Origin of the sequence: Pseudoalteromonas sp. P1-30 (assembly GCF_001400005.1) — a bacterium.
Taxonomy (GTDB): Bacteria; Pseudomonadota; Gammaproteobacteria; order Enterobacterales; family Alteromonadaceae; genus Pseudoalteromonas; species Pseudoalteromonas atlantica.
Window position 1 is genome coordinate 363327 of sequence record NZ_LKBC01000002.1, and the last position, 21114, is coordinate 384440.

A 21114-nucleotide genomic window follows, 5' to 3' on the forward strand; every position below is an offset into this window, starting at 1 on the left:
CTAGCCTGTTATTAAAAGGAGGTTTTATGTTTTACAACATTGCTGTTGTGGGGTTTGGTTTAGCTGGGCGCTTAGCTGCCCTTGAGCTTAGTAAGTCGCATCATGTAACCGTGTTTGAAGCCAGTGATGAACACACACAAAATAGTGCCGGTAAAGTGGCTGCGGCAATGCTTGCTCCGCTTGCTGAGTCGGTATTGTGTGAAACAGATTTAGCCATCATGGGGCTAAATTCACTCAAGCGCTGGCCAGAGATAGTGAGCGAGCTTGAAGGCGAGGTTTTTTATCAGCAAAAAGGCACGCTGGTCGTGGCACACCAGCAAGATAAAGGCGATTTACAAAGCTTTAGCCAGCGTATTAAGCCTATAGCAGGGCACAGCGCGCAGGCGTTAAATGCTCAGCAAATAACGCAGTTAGAACCCGAATTAGCTAATCGTTTTAACCAAGGTGTGTTTTTACCCTGCGAAGGGCAAATAGATAACCAGGCCTTTTATAAAGCAAGCTTTACCATGCTTAATAAACGTAAGGTTAAGTTTGTTTTTAACCAACGCGTTAGCATTCAAAACGGCGAGGTGAATAACCGCGGGTTTGATTACATTATTGACTGTCGTGGCTTAGGTGCTAAAGGCGATAAACCCCTTAGAGGCGTACGCGGTGAAGTGGCTAGGTTACATGCACCTGAGGTTAATTTAACGCGGCCGGTGCGTTTAATGCACCCGCGCTACCCAATTTATATAGCGCCAAAACCTAATAATGAGTATGTAATTGGTGCAACTGAAATAGAGTCTGATGATAGCGGCCCTGCAACGGTGCGCTCTACGCTTGAGCTACTTTCGGCGGCCTACACTGTGCACAGCGGGTTTGCCGAAGCGCGGCTGTTAAATATTCAAAGCGGGTTACGCCCCGCATTTAGCGATAACCGCCCTGCGGTTTTAAAAACAGGTAACGTAATTAGCATTAATGGCTTATATCGTCATGGCTATATGTTAGGGCCCGCCTTAGTGGCTGATGCGTTATCTCAAATAGGGTGAGTAATAAATGACTATAACAATTAATGGTGAGCTGCTAACTATTAAAAGTGCAGTGCTTGTTGATGTATTACAAAATTTTGGTGCAAAGCCGCCATTCGCGGTGGCACTAAATGGCGAATTTATTCCACAAAGTCTGCACGCCAGCACCACAATTAACGAAGGGGATAGCATTGAATTGTTATCGCCTATTCAAGGTGGGTAGCATTATGCAAGGTAACGATTGCTTAACTATTTATGGCGAGCAACTAAATAGCCGTTTATTAATAGGCTCGGCGCTTTACCCCTCTCCAGCGGTGATGGAAGAGTCTATAAAAGCCTCTGGCGCGCAAATAGTAACGGTGTCATTAAGGCGCCAGCAAAGCGCTGCCGCAGGGGATGACTTTTGGCAGCTTATAAAAAACACCGGCCTTAAAATACTGCCTAATACCGCAGGGTGTCACAGTGTAAAAGAAGCCGTAACACTTGCTAAAATGTGCCGTGAAGTATTTGCAACCGATTGGATTAAGCTGGAACTAATAGGTGATGACTACAACTTACAACCCGACCCATTCGCATTGTTAGAAGCCACAAAAATATTAATTGATGATGGCTTTAAAGTATTACCCTACTGCACCGATGATTTAGTGCTTTGCCAGCGTTTAAACGAGCTAGGGTGTGAGGTGCTTATGCCTTGGGGCGCGCCTATTGGCACCGGTAAGGGGCTTTTAAATAGTTATAATTTAAAAACAATTCGTGAGCGCTTACCAAACACAACATTAATTGTAGATGCAGGGCTTGGTTTGCCTTCGCATGCCTGCCAAGCGCTTGAATTAGGGTATGATGCGGTATTATTAAATTCAGCGATAGCAGGGGCTGGCTGCCCAATTACGATGAGCCGTGCATTTAAAGCCGCGGTAGAGGCAGGGCGCTTTGCGTATAATGCCAAAGCAATGCCCGAAAAAGACTTAGCAGCCCCCTCAACCCCTACAATGGGTATGCCGTTTTGGCATCAGCAGTAAGGAAATAAAGAGTATGAATAATTTAGTGTGGACAATTGCAGGCTCAGACTCAGGTGGTGGCGCAGGCATTCAAGCCGATATAAAAGCAATGCAAAGTTTTGGCGTGCATGGCTGTACTGCAATTACCGCGCTTACGGCGCAAAATAGCTTAGGTGTAGAGGCCATTAACGCGGTATCTACCGATATTATTGAATCGCAATTACTCGCACTCGAAAGCGATATGAAAGCCAAAGTAATTAAAATTGGCATGCTGGCTAATGTGCAGCAAATTCAATTAATAAGCGAGCATATAGCGCATTACAAGGCAAAATGGCCTGTACCGCCTGTGATTGTTTACGACCCCGTTGCAATTGCTTCAAGTGGTGATGTATTAACAGAGGAAGATACCGTAAGTGCCATTAAAGAATGCTTAATGCCGCTGGTGGATGTAATAACGCCTAACACGCACGAAACGCAATTATTAACAGGCGTATATTTAATTGGCCCAAGCGCCGTGAAAGACGCAGCTAAAAAGCTATTAAGTTGGGGCGCAAAAGCGGTTGTTATTAAAGGCGGGCACTGGGATTACCCAAGCGGCTACTGTATTGATTACTGCACACAAAACGGCGAAGAGTATTGGCTTGGTAATAAAAAAATTCAAAGCCCTCATAGTCATGGTACAGGTTGTAGCATGGCCTCGGTTATTGCCGCGTGTTTAGCAAAAGACTACCCACTAAAAGATGCTTTTATTTTAGCTAAAGCTTATATAAATCAGGGCTTAAAGCAGTCGGTTAGATACGGCGAAGGAATAGGCCCTGTTGCACATACTGCTTTTCCTACACAGTTAGATGACTACCCGCAAGTAATAGAGCCTGGCAGCTGGCTTGGTGATGAGCTTGATTTTGATGTGCCGCTTGAATTTAATATGGCGGCTGATTTTGCACCTTGTGAGAGCAAAAAGCTGGGCTTGTATGCTGTGGTCGATAGCCTAGATTGGCTAGATAAATGTTTGCAGCAAGGTATTACTACGGCGCAGCTTCGCGTTAAAAATAAAACCGACCTTGAGCTTGAAGAGTTAATTAAGCAGGCCGTAGAGCTGGGTAAAAAGTACCACGCTCACGTATTTATTAACGACTACTGGCAGTTGGCAATTAAGCACGGTGCCTACGGCGTACACTTAGGCCAAGAAGATTTAGAAACCGCTAATTTAGCCGCGATTAAAGAAGCAGGTTTAAGGCTTGGGCTTTCTACCCACGGTTTTTACGAAATGTTACGTGCGCACAACTACCGACCAAGTTATATGGCATTTGGTGCTATTTACCCAACCACAACCAAAGATATGAGCGGCCAAATACAAGGTCTCGATAAACTTAAAAAGTGTGTGCCATTAATGCAAAACTACCCAACAGTTGCCATTGGCGGCATAGATTTAACCCGCGCAAGCGAGGTTGCAAATACAGGAGTAGGCAGTGTTGCGGTTGTACGCGCGATTAGTGAAGCGGATGATTATATTGCAGCAATTAGTGCGCTAAAAAGTGCTATAAACCAGCCTAATGAATAAGCTTAGTGATAAAGAAACCCTGCGTTATAGTCGCCACTTATTATTAAAAGAAGTGGGCCTAGAAGGGCAGTTAGCACTTAAAGCAGCCACCGTTGCAGTAGTGGGAGCTGGCGGGCTAGGTAGCCCTGCACTTTTGTATTTAGCTGCGGCGGGTATTGGTACACTTATTTTAATAGATGATGATGCGGTTGAGCTTTCTAACTTGCAGCGCCAAGTGCTTTTTAAAGTTAATCACTTAGGGCAAAGCAAGGTCACCGCTGCTGGCAAAGTATTAACAAGCCTTAATAATCAAATAGAAATAGTGACGCATTGTAAAAAGCTTGATGATAACAACGCAGGGGAGCTTTTCAAAAATGCCGACATAGTACTTGATTGCTCTGATAATTTTGCCACACGTTACAGTGTTAACCGTTATTGCTTTACTCATAAGTTGCCTTTAATTGCAGGTGCCGCGATTGCAAGTAGTGGGCAACTTATGGGCTTTGATTTTAGGCAAAACAATAGCCCATGTTATGGCTGTGTTTTTGCAAAAAGTGACGCCGCTCCCGCTGTAAATTGTAGTAATGCAGGTGTAATAAGCCCACTGTTAGGAATTATAGGCTCTATGCAGGCACAGCTTACGCTTAATATGCTGTTAGGGTATGTTGAAGGTAGTGTGTTTATCAGCTTTGATGCGCTGAGCTTAAAGCAACAGCATTTTAAAATGATTAAAGATATAAACTGCAAAGAGTGTGCTTTGAGGTAATCATTTACTTTAAATGAGCAGTTTATTTAAACCTCACCCTCTGTTAATTGTCTATACTCGCCACTAGCTAAGTTTTCGTCCAGTATAATATTACCTATTTGCTCGCGGTGTAGCTCTACCACTTTGTTGCCTACCGCGGCTAACATGCGTTTAACTTGGTGGTATTTACCCTCGCTGATTGATAAACGTAAGCTGTAGGTGGCAAGTGCTTCTGCTTTAGCTGGGCGGGTGAGATCTTTTTCGTTGTGAAGTTGTACGCCGCTGCGTAGTTGCTCTAATGCTTCTTCGGTTATAGGCTCTTGAGTTTCTACTAAGTAGGTTTTTAATTTGTTGTGCTTTGGCGAGGTAATACGGTGCGACCAATCGCCATCGTTAGTAATAAGTACTAAGCCGGTGGTGTCTATATCAAGGCGACCTGCTACATGAAAGTCGGCCATATTTGGCTCATCGAGTAAATCAAATACGGTGGGGTGTAGTTCATCTACATTTGCACACACGTAGCCTACAGGTTTGTGCAGCATAAAGTAGCGTTTGCCTAAAAATACCATAGGCTCACCAGCAAATGTTACTTCATCTTGCTGGGCTACTTGAAAATCGAACGCGCTAATAACTTCCCCATTTACTTGCACTTCTTGGCGTTTAATACCCGCGCGAGCTTTTGAGCGTGGTAGCTCGGCTAGGTGGCTAATAAATTTATCTAAGCGGCAAGGGAATTTCATTTTGGTTCACATTTTTAGTCGGCTACAATGGCGGCGATTATAGCCGATAGTGAAACCCCATGTCAGTAAACTACCCACAAATTTTAAGGCTTTACCAAGCAAAAATAGATGCGGGTGAACTGTGTGTTGATAGCGCTCAGCAAAATGCAGTAAATGCGTTAAATAACCTAAGTATACAGTTACACACAAAAATACCTTGGTGGAAAAAAGCGCCGTTAATTAAAGGGGTTTATTTGCATGGGCCGGTGGGGCGGGGTAAATCCATGTTAATGGATTTATTTTATAAAAACTTACCCACTGAGCGTAAGCAGCGGCTGCATTTTCATCACTTTATGGCGCAAATACACACGCAACTTGCCCAGCTACAAGGTCATAAAAACCCCCTTACGTTAATTGCTAAACAATGGGCGAAAGATATTAAAGTGCTGTGTTTTGATGAGTTTTTTGTTAGCGACATTGGCGATGCAATGATTATGGCAAGGTTATTTAATGCCTTGTTTGATAGTGGGGTAGTGCTGGTGGCAACTTCTAACGCAAAACCTGAGCAGCTTTATCGCAATGGCCTACAGCGCGCGCGGTTTTTACCCACAATCGATTTAATTAAAAATTATTGCCATGTAATTAGTGTTGAAGGGCAGGATGATCATCGCTTTAGGTATGGTAAAAATAGCCGCCATTATTTTATTAATTTACCTATAAGCGAGTTTAAAAAGCAGTTTTTATCTCAGTATCCACAAGCAAAGGAAAACCAAATTTTACAGGTACACTCCCGCAGCTTATCGTGTTTATTAACCGCAGATAATGCATTAATGATCGATTTTATGGCGCTTTGCTCAGGAGCGCGTAGCGCTTACGATTATATGTTTTTAGCCAAGCAGTTTGATATTTTATATATAGAAAATGTGCCAAAAATGGGTGTAGGCGCAACAGGTAAAGTAATAGTGCATGGTATTGAAGACAGTTATCAACGCGAAAAACAAATTCTAAATGAGCATTATTTAGATGACGAAGCGCGGCGTTTTATTGCATTGGTTGATGAGTTTTACGATTGCCATAAATTGTTAGTTATTAACGCCCACGCGCACGTTGACTATTTGTATCAGGGGCAAAAGTTAAGCTTTGAATATGCGCGAACGAAGTCGCGCATTGTCGAAATGCAAAATTGGTAAGTATTTCCTTTTAATTAAAAAATTACTTATGATATCCCAAGCACGTTTCTACTTCGTTTTTAGAGCCTAATATTACCGCCACACGCTGGTGGATTGCATCGGGTTGAATATCCATAATACGCTCAGTACCCGTAGAGGCGATACCACCTGCTTGCTCAACTAGCATAGCCATGGGGTTGGCTTCGTACAGTAAACGTAGCTTATTAGGTTTATTTGCATCTTTGGTGTCGGTTGGGTAGGTAAATAAACCACCACGGCTAAGTACACGGTGCACATCGCCAACCATAGCGGCAATCCAGCGCATGTTAAAGTTTTTAGCACGTGGGCCGGTATCGCCAGCGAGTAAGTCATTAATATAGTTTTGCATTGCTGGCTGCCAATGACGCTGGTTTGACGCATTAATGGCAAATTCGTTTGTGTCAGCAGGGATAGTGGCAAAGTCTTGTGTTAGTAAAAAGCTACCTTGGGTTTTATCTAGCGTAAACATGCGCGTGCCTTTACCTGTAGTAAGTGCAAGCATAGTTGATGGGCCGTAAAGCACGTAACCTGCAGCAACTTGTTTGTGGCCTGGCTGCATAAATATACTTTGATCGGCGGCATCTGAGCCTTCTGGGGCTTCCATAATTGAAAATATAGTACCCACTAGCGAGTTAATATCGGTATTTGATGAGCCATCAAGCGGGTCAAACGCCACAATGTATTTAGCGTCTTGGTTGCCAGCTACTGTGTAGTCTTCCTCTTCTGAGGCGATGGCTTTAACTGACCCAGACTCCAGTAAAATATCTTTTAAAAGCTGATTAGATAATACATCGAGCTTTTTTTGGGTTTCGCCTTGAATGTTTTCATCAAGCGTTGAGCCTAATACGCCAGAAAGCGCACCTTGGCCAACACGAAACGAAATTTCTTTACATGCTGCTAAAATGGTTCTAATTAACGATAAAAGTTCTCTAGGACAACCGTCTTCTAGTAATACTGGTGGGAGTCTACGCATTCTATTTTCCTGATAACGTGTACTAGCTAATCTAAATGTGAGAGAGATTAACTTAGTGCGCTGAATTTCGTCTTAAATACCTGTATTGTTTAAATAGCACTGTAATAATGGTGCCACCTAATTGTACTTAAAACGCCAATAACAAAGATAAGATTATGAAAAAAATACCACTAATAAGTTACATATTCTTTACTGTGCTGTGCTCTATGATAACCCAAGCGCACGCAGCAATTAAGCCTATAGATGAATTTACTGCGCAAATGAATCACTTTCCTGGGTACTTTTCGTTTTATTACGATACTCAAAACGGCAAAGTATTTTTAAAAGTAGATAAATTAGAGCAGCAATTTTTACTTCAGCAAAGCTTACCTTATGGAGTTGGCTCTAACGATATAGGCTTAGATAGAGGCCAACTTGGTAACACGTATTTAGTTCAGTTTGAGCGTTTTGGCGATAAAGTAATGTTGCGCGCGCTAAATACATATTATCGCGCTAATACCACTAACAAAGCTGAGCAGCAAAGTATTAAAGAGGCCTTTGCATCCAGTATTTTAGCGGGCTTTAAAGTGGTAGCGCAAAGCGAAAAAACGCTCCTGATTGATTACACACCCTATTTATTAAGCGATGTACACGGGGTAAGCCGTACGCTTGCAGCGCGCAAGCAAGGCAGCTTTAGCCTTGATGAATCACGCAGCGCTGTGTATATGAATCGCTCAAAAGCGTTTGTAAAAAATACCGAGCTTGAAGCAGTATTAACGTTTAAGGGCTCTAAACCAGGTAAATTTGTGCGCCAAGTAAGCGCCGATGCATACGCACTTACTGTACATATGCACCACTCACTTATTAAATTACCTGATGATAAATACACGCCGCGCAAATTTGACCCGCAATCAGGGTATTGGAGCATTGAGCATAAAGACTATGCAGCCCCCCTTGGTGAATCTATGTTTGTGCGCTATATACCGCGCCATCGCTTAGCTAAAAAAGATCCAAGTTTACCGATTAGTGAACCCGTAGAGCCTATTACTTATTACCTAGACCCAGGTGTTCCTGAGCCGGTTAAAAGCGCGTTACTTGAAGGCGGTAAGTGGTGGAATGATGCCTTTAGCGCAGCAGGCTATAAAAACGCATTTATAGTCAAAGTATTGCCGAGCAATGCTGATCCTATGGATATTCGCTATAACGTTATTCAGTGGGTGCATCGTGCTACACGCGGATGGTCTTACGGAAGCTCTGTTATAGACCCTCGTACCGGCGAAATACTCAAAGGGCATGTAACACTTGGCTCATTGCGTGTACGCCAAGATATTTTAATTGCAGAAGCCCTTGGTGCGCCTTATTTAAAAGGTAACGAGGTGGCTAAAAATTTACAGGCAATGGCACTTGATAGGATTCGCCAGTTAAGTGCACACGAAATTGGCCATACGCTGGGCATTGCACATAACTTTGCAGCCTCGGTGGGGGATAGAGCGTCGGTTATGGATTACCCGCACCCACTACTTAGCTTTAACGAGCAAGGCGAGCTTGATGTAACCCGCGGCTATGCAAGCGGTATGGGCGTATGGGATACCCAAGTTATTAAGTATGGTTACAGCGACTTTACCAATCAAGATGAAAGTGCTGAGCTTGCAGCAATATTAAAAGAGAACAAAACGAAGGGCCTTGAGTTTATATCTGATAGCGACGCACGCGCAAAGGGCGGGGCACACCCTACAGCGCACTTATGGGATAACGGTACTAACCCAACGCAAGAGTTACTTAGAGTGCTTGATGTACGTAAAAAAGCGCTTTCGCAATTTGGTATTAACAACATTAAAACGGGCGATGCACTCTCGCAGTTAGAAGAAAAACTCGTGCCGCTTTATTTATTTCATCGCTATCAAGTAGAGGCTGCAGTTAAGCTAATTGCGGGGGTTAACTACGAATACGAAACACGTAACAACTCACCTGCTAAGGGCGCGCAAGTGGTTGCAAAAGCGCAGCAGCAAGCGGCGCTTAGTGCTGTTTTAACAACATTAAAACCGGCTAATTTAATTTTGCCTGAGTCGGTGTTAGCGCTTATTCCGCCAAAAGCGTATGGCGAGTCTAAATCGCGTGAAAGCATAACGGGGCGTACGGGTATAACACTTGATGCGATGGCCTTGCCAGAAGTAGCTGCGCAGCATAGTTTATCGTTATTATTAAACCCACAGCGTTTAAATCGTTTAGCTCAACAACAAGTTCGTAATTCTAATTTTTACAGCTTAGATGAGTTGCTAGAGCAGCTTTACAGCCAGGTGTTTAATGTGTCATCACCTAATACAATGAAAGGCAAAATCACCCAGCGGGTGCAATTTTTAACTGCAAAAAATATGGCTGATTTAGTCACTAGTGACAAGGTAAGCCCAGAGGTGCAGGCGCAGCTACGTTTCTACTTGGTAAAATTAAGTAAAGAGTACAATCAAAACTCAATGTTAAGTAATACCAGTGTAGGAGAAAGCGCGTTTAAACAGTATTTAGCAGAGCAAATAAAACAGTTTTTAAAAGTAGGTAAGTGGCCTGAAAACTTCAGTGGTTTACCAATGCCACCGGGCTCACCAATTTAATTATATGTTTTAGTGTGTAGTGGCTACTTAACCTGAGCTCAGGTTGCTAAATAAGTAGCCACGTTGCGGTGCCTAAAAAGGCAAAAATACCGACAATATCAGTTACTGTTGTAAGTACAACACTACCGGCAAGTGCAGGGTCTATATTCATTTTTTTCAATAAAATAGGAATACATGCGCCAGCAACACCAGCCACTACAAGGTTCATAAACATTGCAAATGCGAGCACGCCGCCAAGCATAAAATCCCATTGCCAAAGCGCAATTACACTGGCTATAAGTATTGACCAAATAACCCCGTTTAATGCGCCTATCGCCAGCTCTTTAGCCATTAAAAATCGTTGGTTAGTTTGGTTAATATGGCCCACGGCAATACCGCGAATAACCAGAGTTAAAGATTGGCTACCTGCTACACCACCCATTGAGGGCACAATGCCATTGAGTACAGCTAAAATAGGTAATATATCTAAGGTGCTTTCAAAAAAGCTGGCCACAAAGGCGGCTGCTAAGGCTGTGAGTAAGTTAACGCCAAGCCATACTGAGCGTTTTTTTGAGCTTTTTAAAACAGGTGCAAAGGTGTCTTCTTCATCATCAAGACCGGCAAGGCTTAATAAGCTGTGCTCTGCATCTTCACGAATAACATCAACAATATCATCAATAGTGACACGCCCAAGCAAGTGGGCGTTATCATCGACTACAGGGGCCGATATCCAGTTATGGCGCTCAAATAACTGAGCAACTTCACTTTCATCCATCGAAATAGGGATAGACTCACAGTCTTCATCCATTAAATCTTGAACAATTTTTTCAGGCGGATTAGTTAACAGTGTACTAAGTGATAATGCACCTAAAAAACAGTTATGTTTATCAACAACGTATAAATCATCGGTGCCCTCTGGCAGCTCACCGCGTAGCCTAATATAACGCAGCACAACATCAAGAGTAACGTCTGGGCGAATGGTCACCGTATCGGTGTTCATTAGCGCGCCTGCTGAGCGCTCTTGGTAAGATAAAGCTTGTGTAGCGCGTTCGCGGTCTTGCGTATCCATAGCGCTAACCACATCTTTGTACACGGTGTCAGGTAGGCTACGTAGGACTTCACCTAAATCATCGTGGCCCATATCTTCAGTGGCCGCGGCAATATGCTCAGGTTCCATTTGTGCAATGATACCTAAACGTACATCTTCAGAGAGCTCTTCTAGCACATCCCCTTGCACATCTGGGTCAACCAGTTGCCAAAGCATGCGTCTAATTTTATGCGGAGAGGATTCAAGCAGCAGTGCTGTATCACAAGGTGCTGTTTTTGCTAGCATGCGTCTTACTTGAACAAATTGCCCACTATTAAGTGATTTAGTCACTTGTTTTAGTTGCTGTAGTGGATAGTCTTGTTCAAACGCTTCTGGCATTGGCATCCTAAATATTTTTGTGTAATGGAAAGGTGTTTAGTAAGTGGAGTTGCCCACTGTTATTTTCTTTATTTTTTGTGCTAAACCCAATGCTGGGACTAAATTAGTGTTTAAAATTAAGTAACCAAATTTAGCAGGGGCATGGCTTTATTATCCTAAATTAAAGCACTAAATTAGGCGAGTCGGAATACCCTAATTTACTAAATTTTTATAATTTGGCCAGATAAGTCTTTAACTTATAAGGCTATGGTGCTTTAAATTATTCTTGCTCGTTAAATCGTTGTGCAATTAATTGCCCAACCGCATGCAAAGCTTGCTCTGAATCAGGGCCTTCACAGACTACTTTAACTTCTTTACCTTTACTGCTTTCAAGTAGCATTAAAGCTAATACGCTGTCGCCTGCGGCTTCTTTATCATCTTGGTGTAAGGTGATTTTAGCATCAAACTGCACAGCTAATTGCGCAAGGACCGTTGCCGCTCTGGCGTGTAAGCCTAATTTATTTTTTATTAAAAATGTGTCTTCACAGCGCATAAATTACTATACCTAAACTGAACAGGTTATTATTTTAAGGTTACTTTTCTTGCTCACGATGACGAATTTTGACATTCGGATGCGTCATAGCAAAGCTCTCGCCAATGGCTTGCGCTAAATAAACCGAGCGGTGTTGACCACCAGTACAGCCTATTGCAATAGTGAGGTAACTACGGTTATTACGCTCTAAGTGTGGCAACCAAGTTTGTACAAAGGTTTGAATTTGCCAAGTGAATTTTTGCACTATGCTGTGATTTGCCAAAAAATCTTTTACTGGTTGATCAAGGCCCGTAAGCGGTTTAAGTTCAGGCTCCCAGTGAGGGTTTGGCAAAAAGCGAGCATCAAAAACATAATCAGCTTCTTTAGGTATGCCGTGTTTAAAGCCAAACGATTCAAACGTTACAATAAGTTGCTTATCTTTTTTACCCAGTATTTTTTCGCGAATTGACTCTGCTAATTGGTGCACACTTAAATCGGTGGTATCAAGCATAAAGTCAGCGCGTGTTACGAGTACATCAAGCAGTTCTTTTTCTTTTTTTATTGCTAAATCAAGCGGCAGTGAATCGATGGATAAAGGGTGTAATCTGCGTGTTTCTGAAAAACGTTTGATCAGTGTTTGATCATCACTATCTAAATAAAACAGTGTGGGTTTAGCAAAGTCAGGAAGGTACTCGAGAATATCGTTAAATTCATCTTGTTCTTTGGGGATATTACGAACATCTATACTAACGGCTATTTTGTCATAGTTATCTGAAACACTTCGCACTAAAGAGGGCAGTAAGTTGACCGGAATATTATCTACGCAATAATAGCCTAAATCTTCAACCACGCGTAAAGCAACCGACTTACCTGAACCAGAACGGCCGCTTATGATAATTAACTCCATTTATAGCCCTTAGTATTTACTACGATTGATCAACAATTACTTGGTACAGCTCTGCATCGGTTTTAGCACTGCGCAGCTGTTTACAAAATTCTTTGTTGCTCAGTTTATCAGCTATGGTTGCCAGAGTCTTTAGGTGCTGTTGGTTATCGCCATCTGGTACGATGAGTGCAACAAAAATATCAACAGGGCAGTTATCAATAGCGTCAAAGTTAACAGGCGTGTCGCTAACAAGTACTAAAGCCAGCGGCTCTTCTACGCCACCCATTCTGCCATGAGGAATGGCGATCCCCCGGCCAATGCCAGTACTGCCTAGCTTTTCTCTGCTTGCCAGCGCATTAAGAATATCTTGTTGTGGTAAGTAGGGGAGCTTTTCATGAGCAAGCTCACTGATAAACTCTAAAATTCTTTTTTTACTACTAAAAAGGACCGCAGCTTTGCTGCAGTCCTGGCATACTAATGTACTTAATTTCATAATATTAGTGTCTAGCAAGCTTCTCTTTATGTTTTATGACTTGACGATCGAGCTTGTCAATCAACGAGTCTATAGCGGCATACATATCTTGGTGCTCTGTTGAGGCAAATAAATCTGCGCCACTTACATGAATAGTCGCTTCTGCTTTTTGGTTGAGTTTTTCTACATCGAGAATGACATGCACATTGCTAATATGATCTGAGTGCCTTTCTAGCTTTGCAAATTTATTATTTACATAGTCTCTAAGTGAATCAGTTACTTCTACGTGACGACCAGTTAGGTTTAGTTGCATAAGCATTTCCTCTTTGTTTTTTACGTCTTATATCAAACTCTTTCTCTGATTTGACGGTGGAATAGCTAGCGATTCACGGTATTTTGCTATTGTGCGTCTAGCTACTTTAATTCCTTGCTCTGCCAATATATCCGCAATTTTACTATCACTCAATGGTTTAGCTGAGTTTTCCGCGGCAATTAGCTTTTTAATTAGGGCACGTATTGCGGTTGATGAACACTCGCCGCCGTTTTCAGTGCTTACGTGGCTTGAGAAAAAATACTTAAGCTCAAAAATACCACGTGGCGTATGCATATATTTTTGCGTAGTAACACGCGAAATTGTCGATTCATGCATTTCTACCATTTCAGCAACATCGTTTAAAACCATTGGCTTCATGGCTTCTGGGCCATGTTCAAAAAATGCCTGTTGCTGTTTTACAATACAGTTTGTTACCTTAAGCAGCGTGTCGTTTCTGCTTTCAAGGCTTTTTATAAACCATTTAGCTTCTTGTAAGTGAGAGCGAATAAACTGGCTATCACCACTTGATTTTACGGTACGTGACATAGCCGCGTACTGACTATTTACGCGTATTTTTGGCATGCTATCTGGGTTTAGCTCTACCACCCAGCGGCCTTTTATTTTTTTAACCGATACATCTGGTATTACATACTCCGACTCTTCCCTTACTATTGTATCTGCAGGTTTTGGGTTGAGGGTATGTATTAGGGTCATGACCTCTTTAAGCTCGTCTTCTTTAAGCTTAGTCTTTTTCATTAATGTACGATAGTCGCGTGCCGCTAATAGATCAATGTGATCGGTTAAGATCATTTTAGTTTGTTCTATAAAAGGGGTGTCTTTATCAAACTGGTTTAGCTGAATACACAAGCACTCTTGTAAACTGCGAGCGGCTATACCTACAGGGTCAAATAACTGAATACGCTTTAAAACGGCTTCTATTTCATCAAGTTCAACTTCAACTTCGTCATCGTTTTCTTGGTTAAAGCTTTCTAAAATTTCTTCACAACTTAGCGTTAAAATACCCGAGTCATCTACAGCTTCTACAATGGCAATAGCAATGGCTTCGTCTGTTGGGCTAAAAGGAGTAAGCTGAAGCTGCCACATTAAATACTCATGTAGCGTTTCAGTAGAGGCACCTTGATAAATAGACTCATCTTCTGGCATTGGGCCTGAGGATGCAGCAGGGGCTGCGCTCATGTACTCATCCCAAGTTACATCCATTGCCATATCATCGCTAACGGTGTCTTTATTTAAAGCTTCGCCACTGTCTTGCTCGTACTCGCTGGTTGTATCGTCAGCCGATGCGCTTACGGTTACATCATCCGTATCTGCTTTTTGTTCATTTTTTCCAGCCGACTCTTCCGTGTAATCTTGCTCTTCTACTTCTAATAGCGGGTTGCTATCAAGTGCTTCTTGTATTTCTTGCTGGAGATCCAATGTACTGAGCTGCAGCAAGCGAATCGCTTGTTGCAATTGTGGAGTCATTGTAAGTTGCTGGCCCATGCGCAGCTGTAATGATTGCCTCATGTATCTCTAACAATCCTTTTATGTTGTTATAATTAATATTAGCAGATGCTTGTAGGTGTGGCTTAAATGTTACAGCCTAAATTGCTCGCCTAAATAAACATCGCGTACAGTTTTGTCATTTAATACGTGTTCTGGGGTGCCAGATGCAATTAGCTCCCCATGAGAAACAATGTAGGCTTTTTCACAAACATCAAGGGTTTCTCTTACATTGTGATCGGTAATTAATACGCCAATGCCACGGTTTTTAAGATGTTCTATTATTTTCTTTATATCTAACACTGAAATCGGATCAACACCAGCAAAAGGCTCATCCAATAAAATAAATTTAGGGTTCGCTGCCAGTGCTCTGGCAATTTCTACACGGCGGCGTTCACCACCAGAAAGCGCCATACCTTGGCTATCGCGAATATGCTGAATACTAAATTCATCAAGTAAGTTGTTAAGCGTTTCTTCTCGCGCGGCTTTATTGAGCTCTTTACGCGTTTCTAAAATCGCCATTAGGTTTTGATAAACTGTCAGCTTTCTAAATATTGATGACTCTTGCGGCAAATAGCCAATGCCTAAGCGGGCGCGGCTGTGCATAGGTAATAACGTAATGTCGTTATCATCAATAGAAATTTTACCTTTGTCGCTAGGTACTAATCCTACAATCATGTAAAAGGTGGTGGTTTTACCTGCGCCATTAGGGCCCAATAAGCCAACAATGCTGCCGGCTTCTACCTCAAGGCCTACATTTTTTACAACTTGGCGGCCTTTATAGCTTTTTGCTAATAGTTCTGCTTTTAAGGTGCTCATGGTTGACCTTCGTTACCTGTTTTTTCTTTAATTTTTGCTTCAACAGGCACTAAAATTGTGTGGACACGATCCGTAGAGTTTTCGTCTTTTTCTGCGCTAATAAGCTGCTGCTGCATATCGTAGGTAATACTTTTAGCATTAATTTTTTGACCGGCTTGTGCGACTTCAGCATCGCCAACAAGCGTTAAAAAGCGCTTTGCTACGTCGTAACGTACTTCGTTTGCACTGGCGCTCATTACGGTACCATCGTCTTGTTTTTCTTCGAAGTAGGCTGGGCTGCCAGTGGCAATAAGGAGTTGTTTGTTATCCCCTAAGTCTTCACGTTTATGTACTTCAAGTCGGTCGGCTGTAATTTTGCGATTGCCATGCACAATTTCGACGTTCTTTTCAAAAATACCTACGTTTTCTTTAAGTTGGCCTTCTTGACGGTCTGCACTAATAGAAATTTGATTTGCTGGCGGTTGAGCAGCAGGCTCAGCAGCAGAGGCGCTAAATGCAAGCATTAGCGATGGGATAATAAGTATTTTAGTGAGTTTATTGGTCATAATATATTGTTCGCGTATGGTTAATTAGTTTTATTACTTCGGTTTTTAAATCGGCTTCAAGGCCTTTACCGACAATTTTTAAATTAGGCCCAGTGACAACCACTGGCTGCTCAGAGCGCATTGTTAGCGCTTTAATGTCGACTTCGATGTTATCGGCATCGATGTTATCTATCATGGCGTTATCAACTAAATTTTTAGCAACCACATTGCCTTCTAAAATAAGTTGTTTATCTTCGTAAAGCGTTGCTTCGTCTGCATTTATTCGCCATGTTTGCTTTTCGTTATACAAGGTGAAAATAGGTTTTTCAAAAAACGTAAAACCAAGCTGTTGGTAAAGCTCCATTTTAGCCGCTGTGACTTTATGGCTTATTTTGCCTTGCTCGTCATAGGCTGTTTGCTTAAGCTCTATAGCGGTGTAATCGGGCTTTGCAATTACTTCAGGTTCTTGCTCTGGCGCTACATTGGTTTGGGTAAAATAAGGGTACCAAAGCCAAACCATACAGCCGATGAATAACGCACTGAGTATAACGCGTGCTGCATTCATGAACTGGTGCCTTGTGTTGTAAGCGCTATGCCATTCTCTAGCATAAGTAAGTCTGTGAGCTCTCTAACGGCGCCAAAGCCGCCAGGCATTTGCGTAGTGTAATGCGATAAGCGCTTAATAAGCGGGTGCGCATCGTTTACTGCAACGGCAAAGCCAACGCGCTCCATTACTGGCATGTCAGGGCCATCGTCACCAATATAGGCTATTTGTTCATCAGTTAACTTTAAAGTGTTTTTGAGTTCTTGATAAGCAATAAGTTTGTCTTCTTGGCCTTGATAAATGTGCTGTACGGTTAAGCTGCTCATGCGAGTTTGCACTATTTTTGAGTGACGCCCCGTAATGACCGCAACTTCAAAACCGCTATTGATCAGCGCTTTAATGCCAAAACCATCTTTTGTATTAAATGCTTTTAATTCTTCGCCTTGGTTACCGAGGTAAATTCGGCCATCAGAAAATACACCATCAATGTCGCATATGAGTAGTTTTACTTTTTTGGCGCGTGCTTTGGCATCATCGCTTAGCGGTTGATAGAGATCTTCAAATTGCATTTATAATACTCCTGCTTTTAAGAGGTCTTGCATATTTAAGGCGCCTATTGGCTGGTTTTTATCATTGACAACAATTAAACCATTAATACGTTTATTTTCCATTATGTTTAGGGCTTCAGCTGCAAGTATATCGGCCGTGGCGGTTGTGCATGACTTAGTCATAACCTGGCTAATAGCGGTGCTATGTATATCCACTCTTTGCTCTAAAATACGGCGTAAGTCACCGTCGGTAAAAAGGCCTGCAAGCTGTTGATTGTTATCTACAATAGCGGTCATACCCAGCCCTTTGGCTGACATTTCTATTAACGCGTCTTTAATTGTTTGCGTTACACCTATAATAGGGGTGTTTGTGCCGCTGTGCATTACATCTTTTAAAGTGAGCAACAATCGCTTACCTAAACTGCCACCAGGGTGAGAGAGTGCAAAGTCATCGGCGGTAAAGCCGCGTGCTTCTAAAAGCGCAACCGCCATTGCATCACCCATTGCTAAAGTAGCTGTGGTGCTTGCTGTAGGCGCTAAACCTAATAAACAGGCTTCTTGTTCTACTTTTATGCATACGTGCACATCGGCAAGTGTTGCCATAGTAGAGAGCGGGTTGCCCGTCATCGATATTATTTTTGCACCAAGGCGTTTAAGCACCGGAATAATATTAAGTACTTCGCTGGTTTCGCCCGAGTTTGATATAAGCATAACCACGTCATTTTTGGTTATCATGCCTAAATCACCATGGCTTGCTTCGCCTGGGTGAACAAAAAAAGCAGGGCTGCCTGTACTTGCAAGGGTAGCAGCAATTTTATTACCAATATGGCCTGATTTACCCATGCCAATAACAATAATGCGGCCTTGGCAATCAAACATGAGCTGACACGCACTATGAAAGTTTTCGTCAACGTATTGTGTAATATCAGCAAGCGCTTGGCGTTCAATGTTTAATACGCGTAAACCTTGCTCTATAAAATTTAGTTGTGCCATTGTTACCCTACTTGACTAAAAATATAACCTTGGTACGCCAAAAATGCGATGAGTAATAGGCCACCTTCTACTCTATTGATACGCTGAGAACCTCTAAAGTTCAATGACATAATAATAAGCGCAAGCGTAGCACCTAACATAATAAGTATGTCGCGGTTTGCAAGTGACGGGTCAACCACTGATGGGTTAATAATACCTGCAAGCGGTAATACCGCTAAAATATTAAATATATTTGAGCCCACAATATTACCTAGGGCTAAATCATCTTCGTTTTTAAGTACACCCGCTACAGAAGCTGCAAGTTCAGGCAAGCTTGTGCCAATGGCGATAATGGTTAAGCCAATTACTAAGTCGCTTAAACCAAAGTATTTAGCAATATCGACTGCTGAACCAACTAAAAAGTGTGAGCTAACAGGCAATAAAACCATGCCGACAATTAGCCATAAAACGGCTTTTTTAGTTGGTACATCGTTAGGAACCTCATCGCAGGCTTCTGAAACAAAAGGGTCATCTTGATTTTTTGCGCGCAAAGAAACCACAATCAAACCGCCAATAAATACAGCAAATGCAACTAGCAACGCCACCCCTTCGGTGAGCGAGAAGTAGTTGTCTGAAAATACATACCACGTAGCCAAGGATACCAGCATAACAAGCGGCATTTCGCGTTTTAAAGTGCTTGATGACACACTCAAAGGGCGTAGCAGCGCAGTAATACCTAACACAAGTAATATGTTTGTTATATTTGAACCTACCGCGTTACCGACCGCTGTGTCGGTTTTATTTGCCAAAGCAGCCGAGGCCGATACCATCATTTCAGGGGCCGAAGAACCCATAGCAACAACCGTTAAGCCAACAATTAAAGTAGGGACTCCAAAGTTTTTAGCAAGCGCTGCCGCACCGTATACAAATCGGTCGGCGCTCCACACAAGTGCAGCAAAACCAAGAATTAAAATAACAAACGAGGTAACCATTATGTTAAGCCAGATGTTCAAAATACAGATGGCGCGAATAGTAACAAAAGCCAACATGAAAGTATAAGCAAAAGAGCAAGGTCTACTATTGCAGTGCGTGAATTTTATGCGCTTAAGCAAAGGTTAAGGCAATTTACTTCAGCCTTAGAGCGCTTTTTGTAAGCGTATTACAAAATCTTACGAATTGTTTTTTCCATCTTGGCTAAAAAACCCTTAAAATAGGAGCACGAGTGAACATTGTTACGGAGAGCGACTTGTCGCAATCAATAGTAGAAGTCAAGGATGTTAGCTTTTCGCGAGGCGATAGAACCATATATAAAAATATGAGTTTTAGTGTTCCTAAAGGTAAGATAACAGCGATTATGGGGCCAAGCGGAATTGGCAAAACCACAATGCTACGCTTAATTGGTGGGCAGCTTAAGCCTGACGCCGGCGATATTTTATTCGAAGGTGGCAGTATTCCTAGTATGTCGCGCAAAGAGTTATATGCGGCACGAACCAAAATGAGCATGCTGTTTCAAAGCGGTGCGTTATTTACTGATATGTCGGTATTTGACAACATTGCATTTCCTCTGCGAGAGCACACCAAGTTAAGTGAAGCGTTAATTAAACTAGTCGTATTAATGAAACTGCAAGCGGTGGGTTTACGCGGTGCTAAAGATTTAATGCCTTCGGAGCTTTCTGGCGGTATGGCTAGACGAGCAGCACTTGCACGTGCTATTGCACTGGACCCAGAACTTATTATGTATGATGAGCCTTTTGCCGGCCAAGACCCAATATCCATGGGCGTATTGGTAAAGCTTATTAAGTCGTTAAATGAAGTGCTAGGTTTATCATCCCTTATTGTAACCCACGATGTGACGGAGGTAATGAGTATTGCCGATCACGTTATTATTATTGCCGATCAAGGCGTAATAGGGGCTGGGACACCGGATGAAATGCGTAATCATGAATCTCCATTAGTACAGCAGTTTTTAAAAGGGTTATCGGATGGACCTGTGCCATTTCATTATCCTGCACAAACGTATGCTGATGAGCTGTTAGGAGAAAACGCTTAATGTTGGATTTATTTCAAAAGTTAGGTCATAAAACGCTGGGGCGTTTTGCTGCATTAGGGCGCTCTGCCAACATGCTTTTTAATGCATTGTGGAATGTACCTAACTTTAAAAAAGGCACACCGCTGTTAGTGCGCCAACTTTATATGGTTGGTTCGCAATCATTATTAATTATTATGGTGTCGGGTTTGTTTATTGGTATGGTGCTTGCGCTGCAAGGTTACACTGTATTGGTTGGCTATGGCGCCGAAGACAGCCTAGGCCCATTAGTTGCGCTTAGTTTATTACGCGAACTAGGCCCTGTGGTTACAGCGCTACTATTTGCTGGTCGCGCTGGAAGTGCGCTAACGGCAGAAATAGGCTTAATGAAAGCCACCGAGCAACTCTCTTCACTAGAAATGATGGCCATTGATCCTCTCAAGCGCATTATTGCACCGCGTTTTTGGGCAGGTTTTATTAGTATGCCATTGCTTGCACTTATTTTTTCTGCGGTTGCTATTATCGGTGCTCATTTAGTTGGGGTTGATTGGTTAGGCGTAGATACCGGCAGCTTTTGGTCGATAATGCAATCGCAAGTATCGTTTCAAGAAGATGTATTAAACGGCATGATAAAAAGTTTTGTATTTGCCATGGTAGTGACCTGGATTGCGCTTTATAAGGGCTACGACTGTATCCCAACATCAGAAGGGATCAGTAAAGCAACAACAGAAACAGTCGTTCACTCATCACTGGCAGTATTAGGGTTTGACTTTATTTTGACAGCGGTAATGTTTACCAGCTAATAGGGTATAGATA

General features: G+C 42.4%; 23 protein-coding genes. 9 read left to right on the top strand and 14 right to left on the bottom strand.

All coding sequences use genetic code 11. The annotated features are described in order from the left end of the window. The first annotated feature begins 26 nt into the window (after nt 1–26). Genes AN395_RS05115 through AN395_RS05135 form a run of 5 tightly spaced genes read left to right on the top strand, consistent with a single transcriptional unit; the run spans nt 27 to nt 4311 of the window. Nucleotides 27–1028 carry an FAD-dependent oxidoreductase gene (locus tag AN395_RS05115; protein ID WP_054982665.1) on the top strand — a complete coding sequence of 334 codons (1002 nt, stop codon included), beginning with the start codon at nt 27–29 and terminating at the stop codon, nt 1026–1028. Between the two features lie 7 nt (nt 1029–1035). Further along, complete coding sequence (gene thiS, locus AN395_RS05120) at nt 1036–1230, top strand: sulfur carrier protein ThiS (protein WP_054982299.1); 195 nt, start codon at nt 1036–1038, stop codon at nt 1228–1230. A 4-nt stretch (nt 1231–1234) separates the two neighbouring features. Continuing rightward, nucleotides 1235–2026: a thiazole synthase gene (locus AN395_RS05125; RefSeq protein ID WP_004589052.1), complete on the top strand. Its 792-nt coding sequence runs from the start codon at nt 1235–1237 to the stop codon at nt 2024–2026. A 13-nt stretch (nt 2027–2039) separates the two neighbouring features. Further along, the gene (thiE, locus tag AN395_RS05130) at nt 2040–3566 is read left to right on the top strand and encodes a thiamine phosphate synthase (RefSeq protein ID WP_054982300.1); all 1527 of its coding nucleotides are present in this window, start codon (nt 2040–2042) and stop codon (nt 3564–3566) included. After that, on the top strand, nt 3559–4311 hold the full coding sequence (locus tag AN395_RS05135) for a HesA/MoeB/ThiF family protein (RefSeq protein ID WP_054982301.1): 753 nt from the start codon (nt 3559–3561) through the stop codon (nt 4309–4311). The genes thiE and AN395_RS05135 overlap by 8 nt, the downstream gene beginning before the upstream one ends. 26 nt (nt 4312–4337) lie before the next feature. On the opposite strand, the gene rsuA is transcribed toward AN395_RS05135, so the two are convergent. Then, a complete protein-coding gene (gene rsuA / locus AN395_RS05140; protein WP_054982302.1) occupies nt 4338–5030 on the bottom strand; it encodes a 16S rRNA pseudouridine(516) synthase RsuA in 693 nt (230 codons plus the stop codon). Between the two features lie 59 nt (nt 5031–5089). Between rsuA and zapE the strand changes: the two genes are divergently transcribed. Beyond that, nucleotides 5090–6199, top strand: a complete 1110-nt coding sequence (zapE, locus tag AN395_RS05145) for a cell division protein ZapE (protein WP_054982303.1) — start codon at nt 5090–5092, stop codon at nt 6197–6199. A gap of 22 nt (nt 6200–6221) precedes the next feature. Here zapE and AN395_RS05150 read toward each other — a convergent pair whose 3' ends face one another. After that, nucleotides 6222–7190 (bottom strand): class 1 fructose-bisphosphatase, encoded by a 969-nt coding sequence (locus AN395_RS05150; RefSeq protein ID WP_004589078.1) that lies wholly within the window; start codon nt 7188–7190, stop codon nt 6222–6224. Nucleotides 7191–7345: 155 nt separating this feature from the next. On the opposite strand from AN395_RS05150, the gene AN395_RS05155 reads away from it, so the two are divergent. Continuing rightward, complete coding sequence (locus tag AN395_RS05155) at nt 7346–9775, top strand: zinc-dependent metalloprotease (RefSeq protein ID WP_054982304.1); 2430 nt, start codon at nt 7346–7348, stop codon at nt 9773–9775. A gap of 46 nt (nt 9776–9821) precedes the next feature. Here AN395_RS05155 and mgtE read toward each other — a convergent pair whose 3' ends face one another. The 12 genes from mgtE to AN395_RS05215 form a co-directional block, all read right to left on the bottom strand. Beyond that, nucleotides 9822–11180 carry a magnesium transporter gene (gene mgtE, locus AN395_RS05160; protein ID WP_004589080.1) on the bottom strand — a complete coding sequence of 453 codons (1359 nt, stop codon included), beginning with the start codon at nt 11178–11180 and terminating at the stop codon, nt 9822–9824. Between the two features lie 259 nt (nt 11181–11439). Then, nucleotides 11440–11712, bottom strand: coding sequence for an HPr family phosphocarrier protein (locus tag AN395_RS05165; protein WP_004589081.1), 273 nt, complete (start codon nt 11710–11712; stop codon nt 11440–11442). Between the two features lie 40 nt (nt 11713–11752). Continuing rightward, complete coding sequence (rapZ, locus tag AN395_RS05170) at nt 11753–12598, bottom strand: RNase adapter RapZ (protein ID WP_004589082.1); 846 nt, start codon at nt 12596–12598, stop codon at nt 11753–11755. 19 nt (nt 12599–12617) lie between these two features. Further along, nucleotides 12618–13070 (bottom strand): PTS sugar transporter subunit IIA, encoded by a 453-nt coding sequence (locus tag AN395_RS05175; RefSeq protein ID WP_004589083.1) that lies wholly within the window; start codon nt 13068–13070, stop codon nt 12618–12620. 4 nt (nt 13071–13074) lie between these two features. Then, nucleotides 13075–13362, bottom strand: coding sequence for a ribosome hibernation promoting factor (gene hpf, locus AN395_RS05180; RefSeq protein ID WP_004589084.1), 288 nt, complete (start codon nt 13360–13362; stop codon nt 13075–13077). 27 nt (nt 13363–13389) lie between these two features. Continuing rightward, nucleotides 13390–14889 carry an RNA polymerase factor sigma-54 gene (locus AN395_RS05185; RefSeq protein WP_004589085.1) on the bottom strand — a complete coding sequence of 500 codons (1500 nt, stop codon included), beginning with the start codon at nt 14887–14889 and terminating at the stop codon, nt 13390–13392. 69 nt (nt 14890–14958) lie between these two features. Beyond that, the gene (lptB, locus tag AN395_RS05190; protein WP_004589086.1) at nt 14959–15684 is read right to left on the bottom strand and encodes an LPS export ABC transporter ATP-binding protein; all 726 of its coding nucleotides are present in this window, start codon (nt 15682–15684) and stop codon (nt 14959–14961) included. After that, entirely contained in the window at nt 15681–16229 is a 549-nt protein-coding gene (gene lptA, locus AN395_RS05195; RefSeq protein WP_004589087.1) for a lipopolysaccharide transport periplasmic protein LptA, read from the bottom strand. The genes lptB and lptA overlap by 4 nt, the downstream gene beginning before the upstream one ends. After that, the gene (gene lptC / locus AN395_RS05200) at nt 16219–16773 is read right to left on the bottom strand and encodes an LPS export ABC transporter periplasmic protein LptC (RefSeq protein ID WP_054982305.1); all 555 of its coding nucleotides are present in this window, start codon (nt 16771–16773) and stop codon (nt 16219–16221) included. Before lptC ends, lptA begins: the two co-directional genes overlap by 11 nt. Next, nucleotides 16770–17321: a 3-deoxy-manno-octulosonate-8-phosphatase KdsC gene (gene kdsC / locus AN395_RS05205; protein ID WP_054982306.1), complete on the bottom strand. Its 552-nt coding sequence runs from the start codon at nt 17319–17321 to the stop codon at nt 16770–16772. The genes lptC and kdsC overlap by 4 nt, the downstream gene beginning before the upstream one ends. Further along, the gene (locus tag AN395_RS05210; protein ID WP_004589090.1) at nt 17322–18293 is read right to left on the bottom strand and encodes a KpsF/GutQ family sugar-phosphate isomerase; all 972 of its coding nucleotides are present in this window, start codon (nt 18291–18293) and stop codon (nt 17322–17324) included. Nucleotides 18294–18295: 2 nt separating this feature from the next. Then, entirely contained in the window at nt 18296–19264 is a 969-nt protein-coding gene (locus AN395_RS05215) for a calcium/sodium antiporter (protein ID WP_004589091.1), read from the bottom strand. Nucleotides 19265–19518: 254 nt separating this feature from the next. Here AN395_RS05215 and AN395_RS05220 point away from each other — a divergent pair, with 254 nt between their 5' ends. Both AN395_RS05220 and mlaE read left to right on the top strand, forming a co-directional pair. Beyond that, nucleotides 19519–20322, top strand: coding sequence for an ATP-binding cassette domain-containing protein (locus AN395_RS05220; RefSeq protein ID WP_004589092.1), 804 nt, complete (start codon nt 19519–19521; stop codon nt 20320–20322). Further along, a complete protein-coding gene (gene mlaE / locus AN395_RS05225; protein WP_024033330.1) occupies nt 20322–21101 on the top strand; it encodes a lipid asymmetry maintenance ABC transporter permease subunit MlaE in 780 nt (259 codons plus the stop codon). The genes AN395_RS05220 and mlaE overlap by 1 nt, the downstream gene beginning before the upstream one ends. Nucleotides 21102–21114 lie beyond the last annotated feature (13 nt).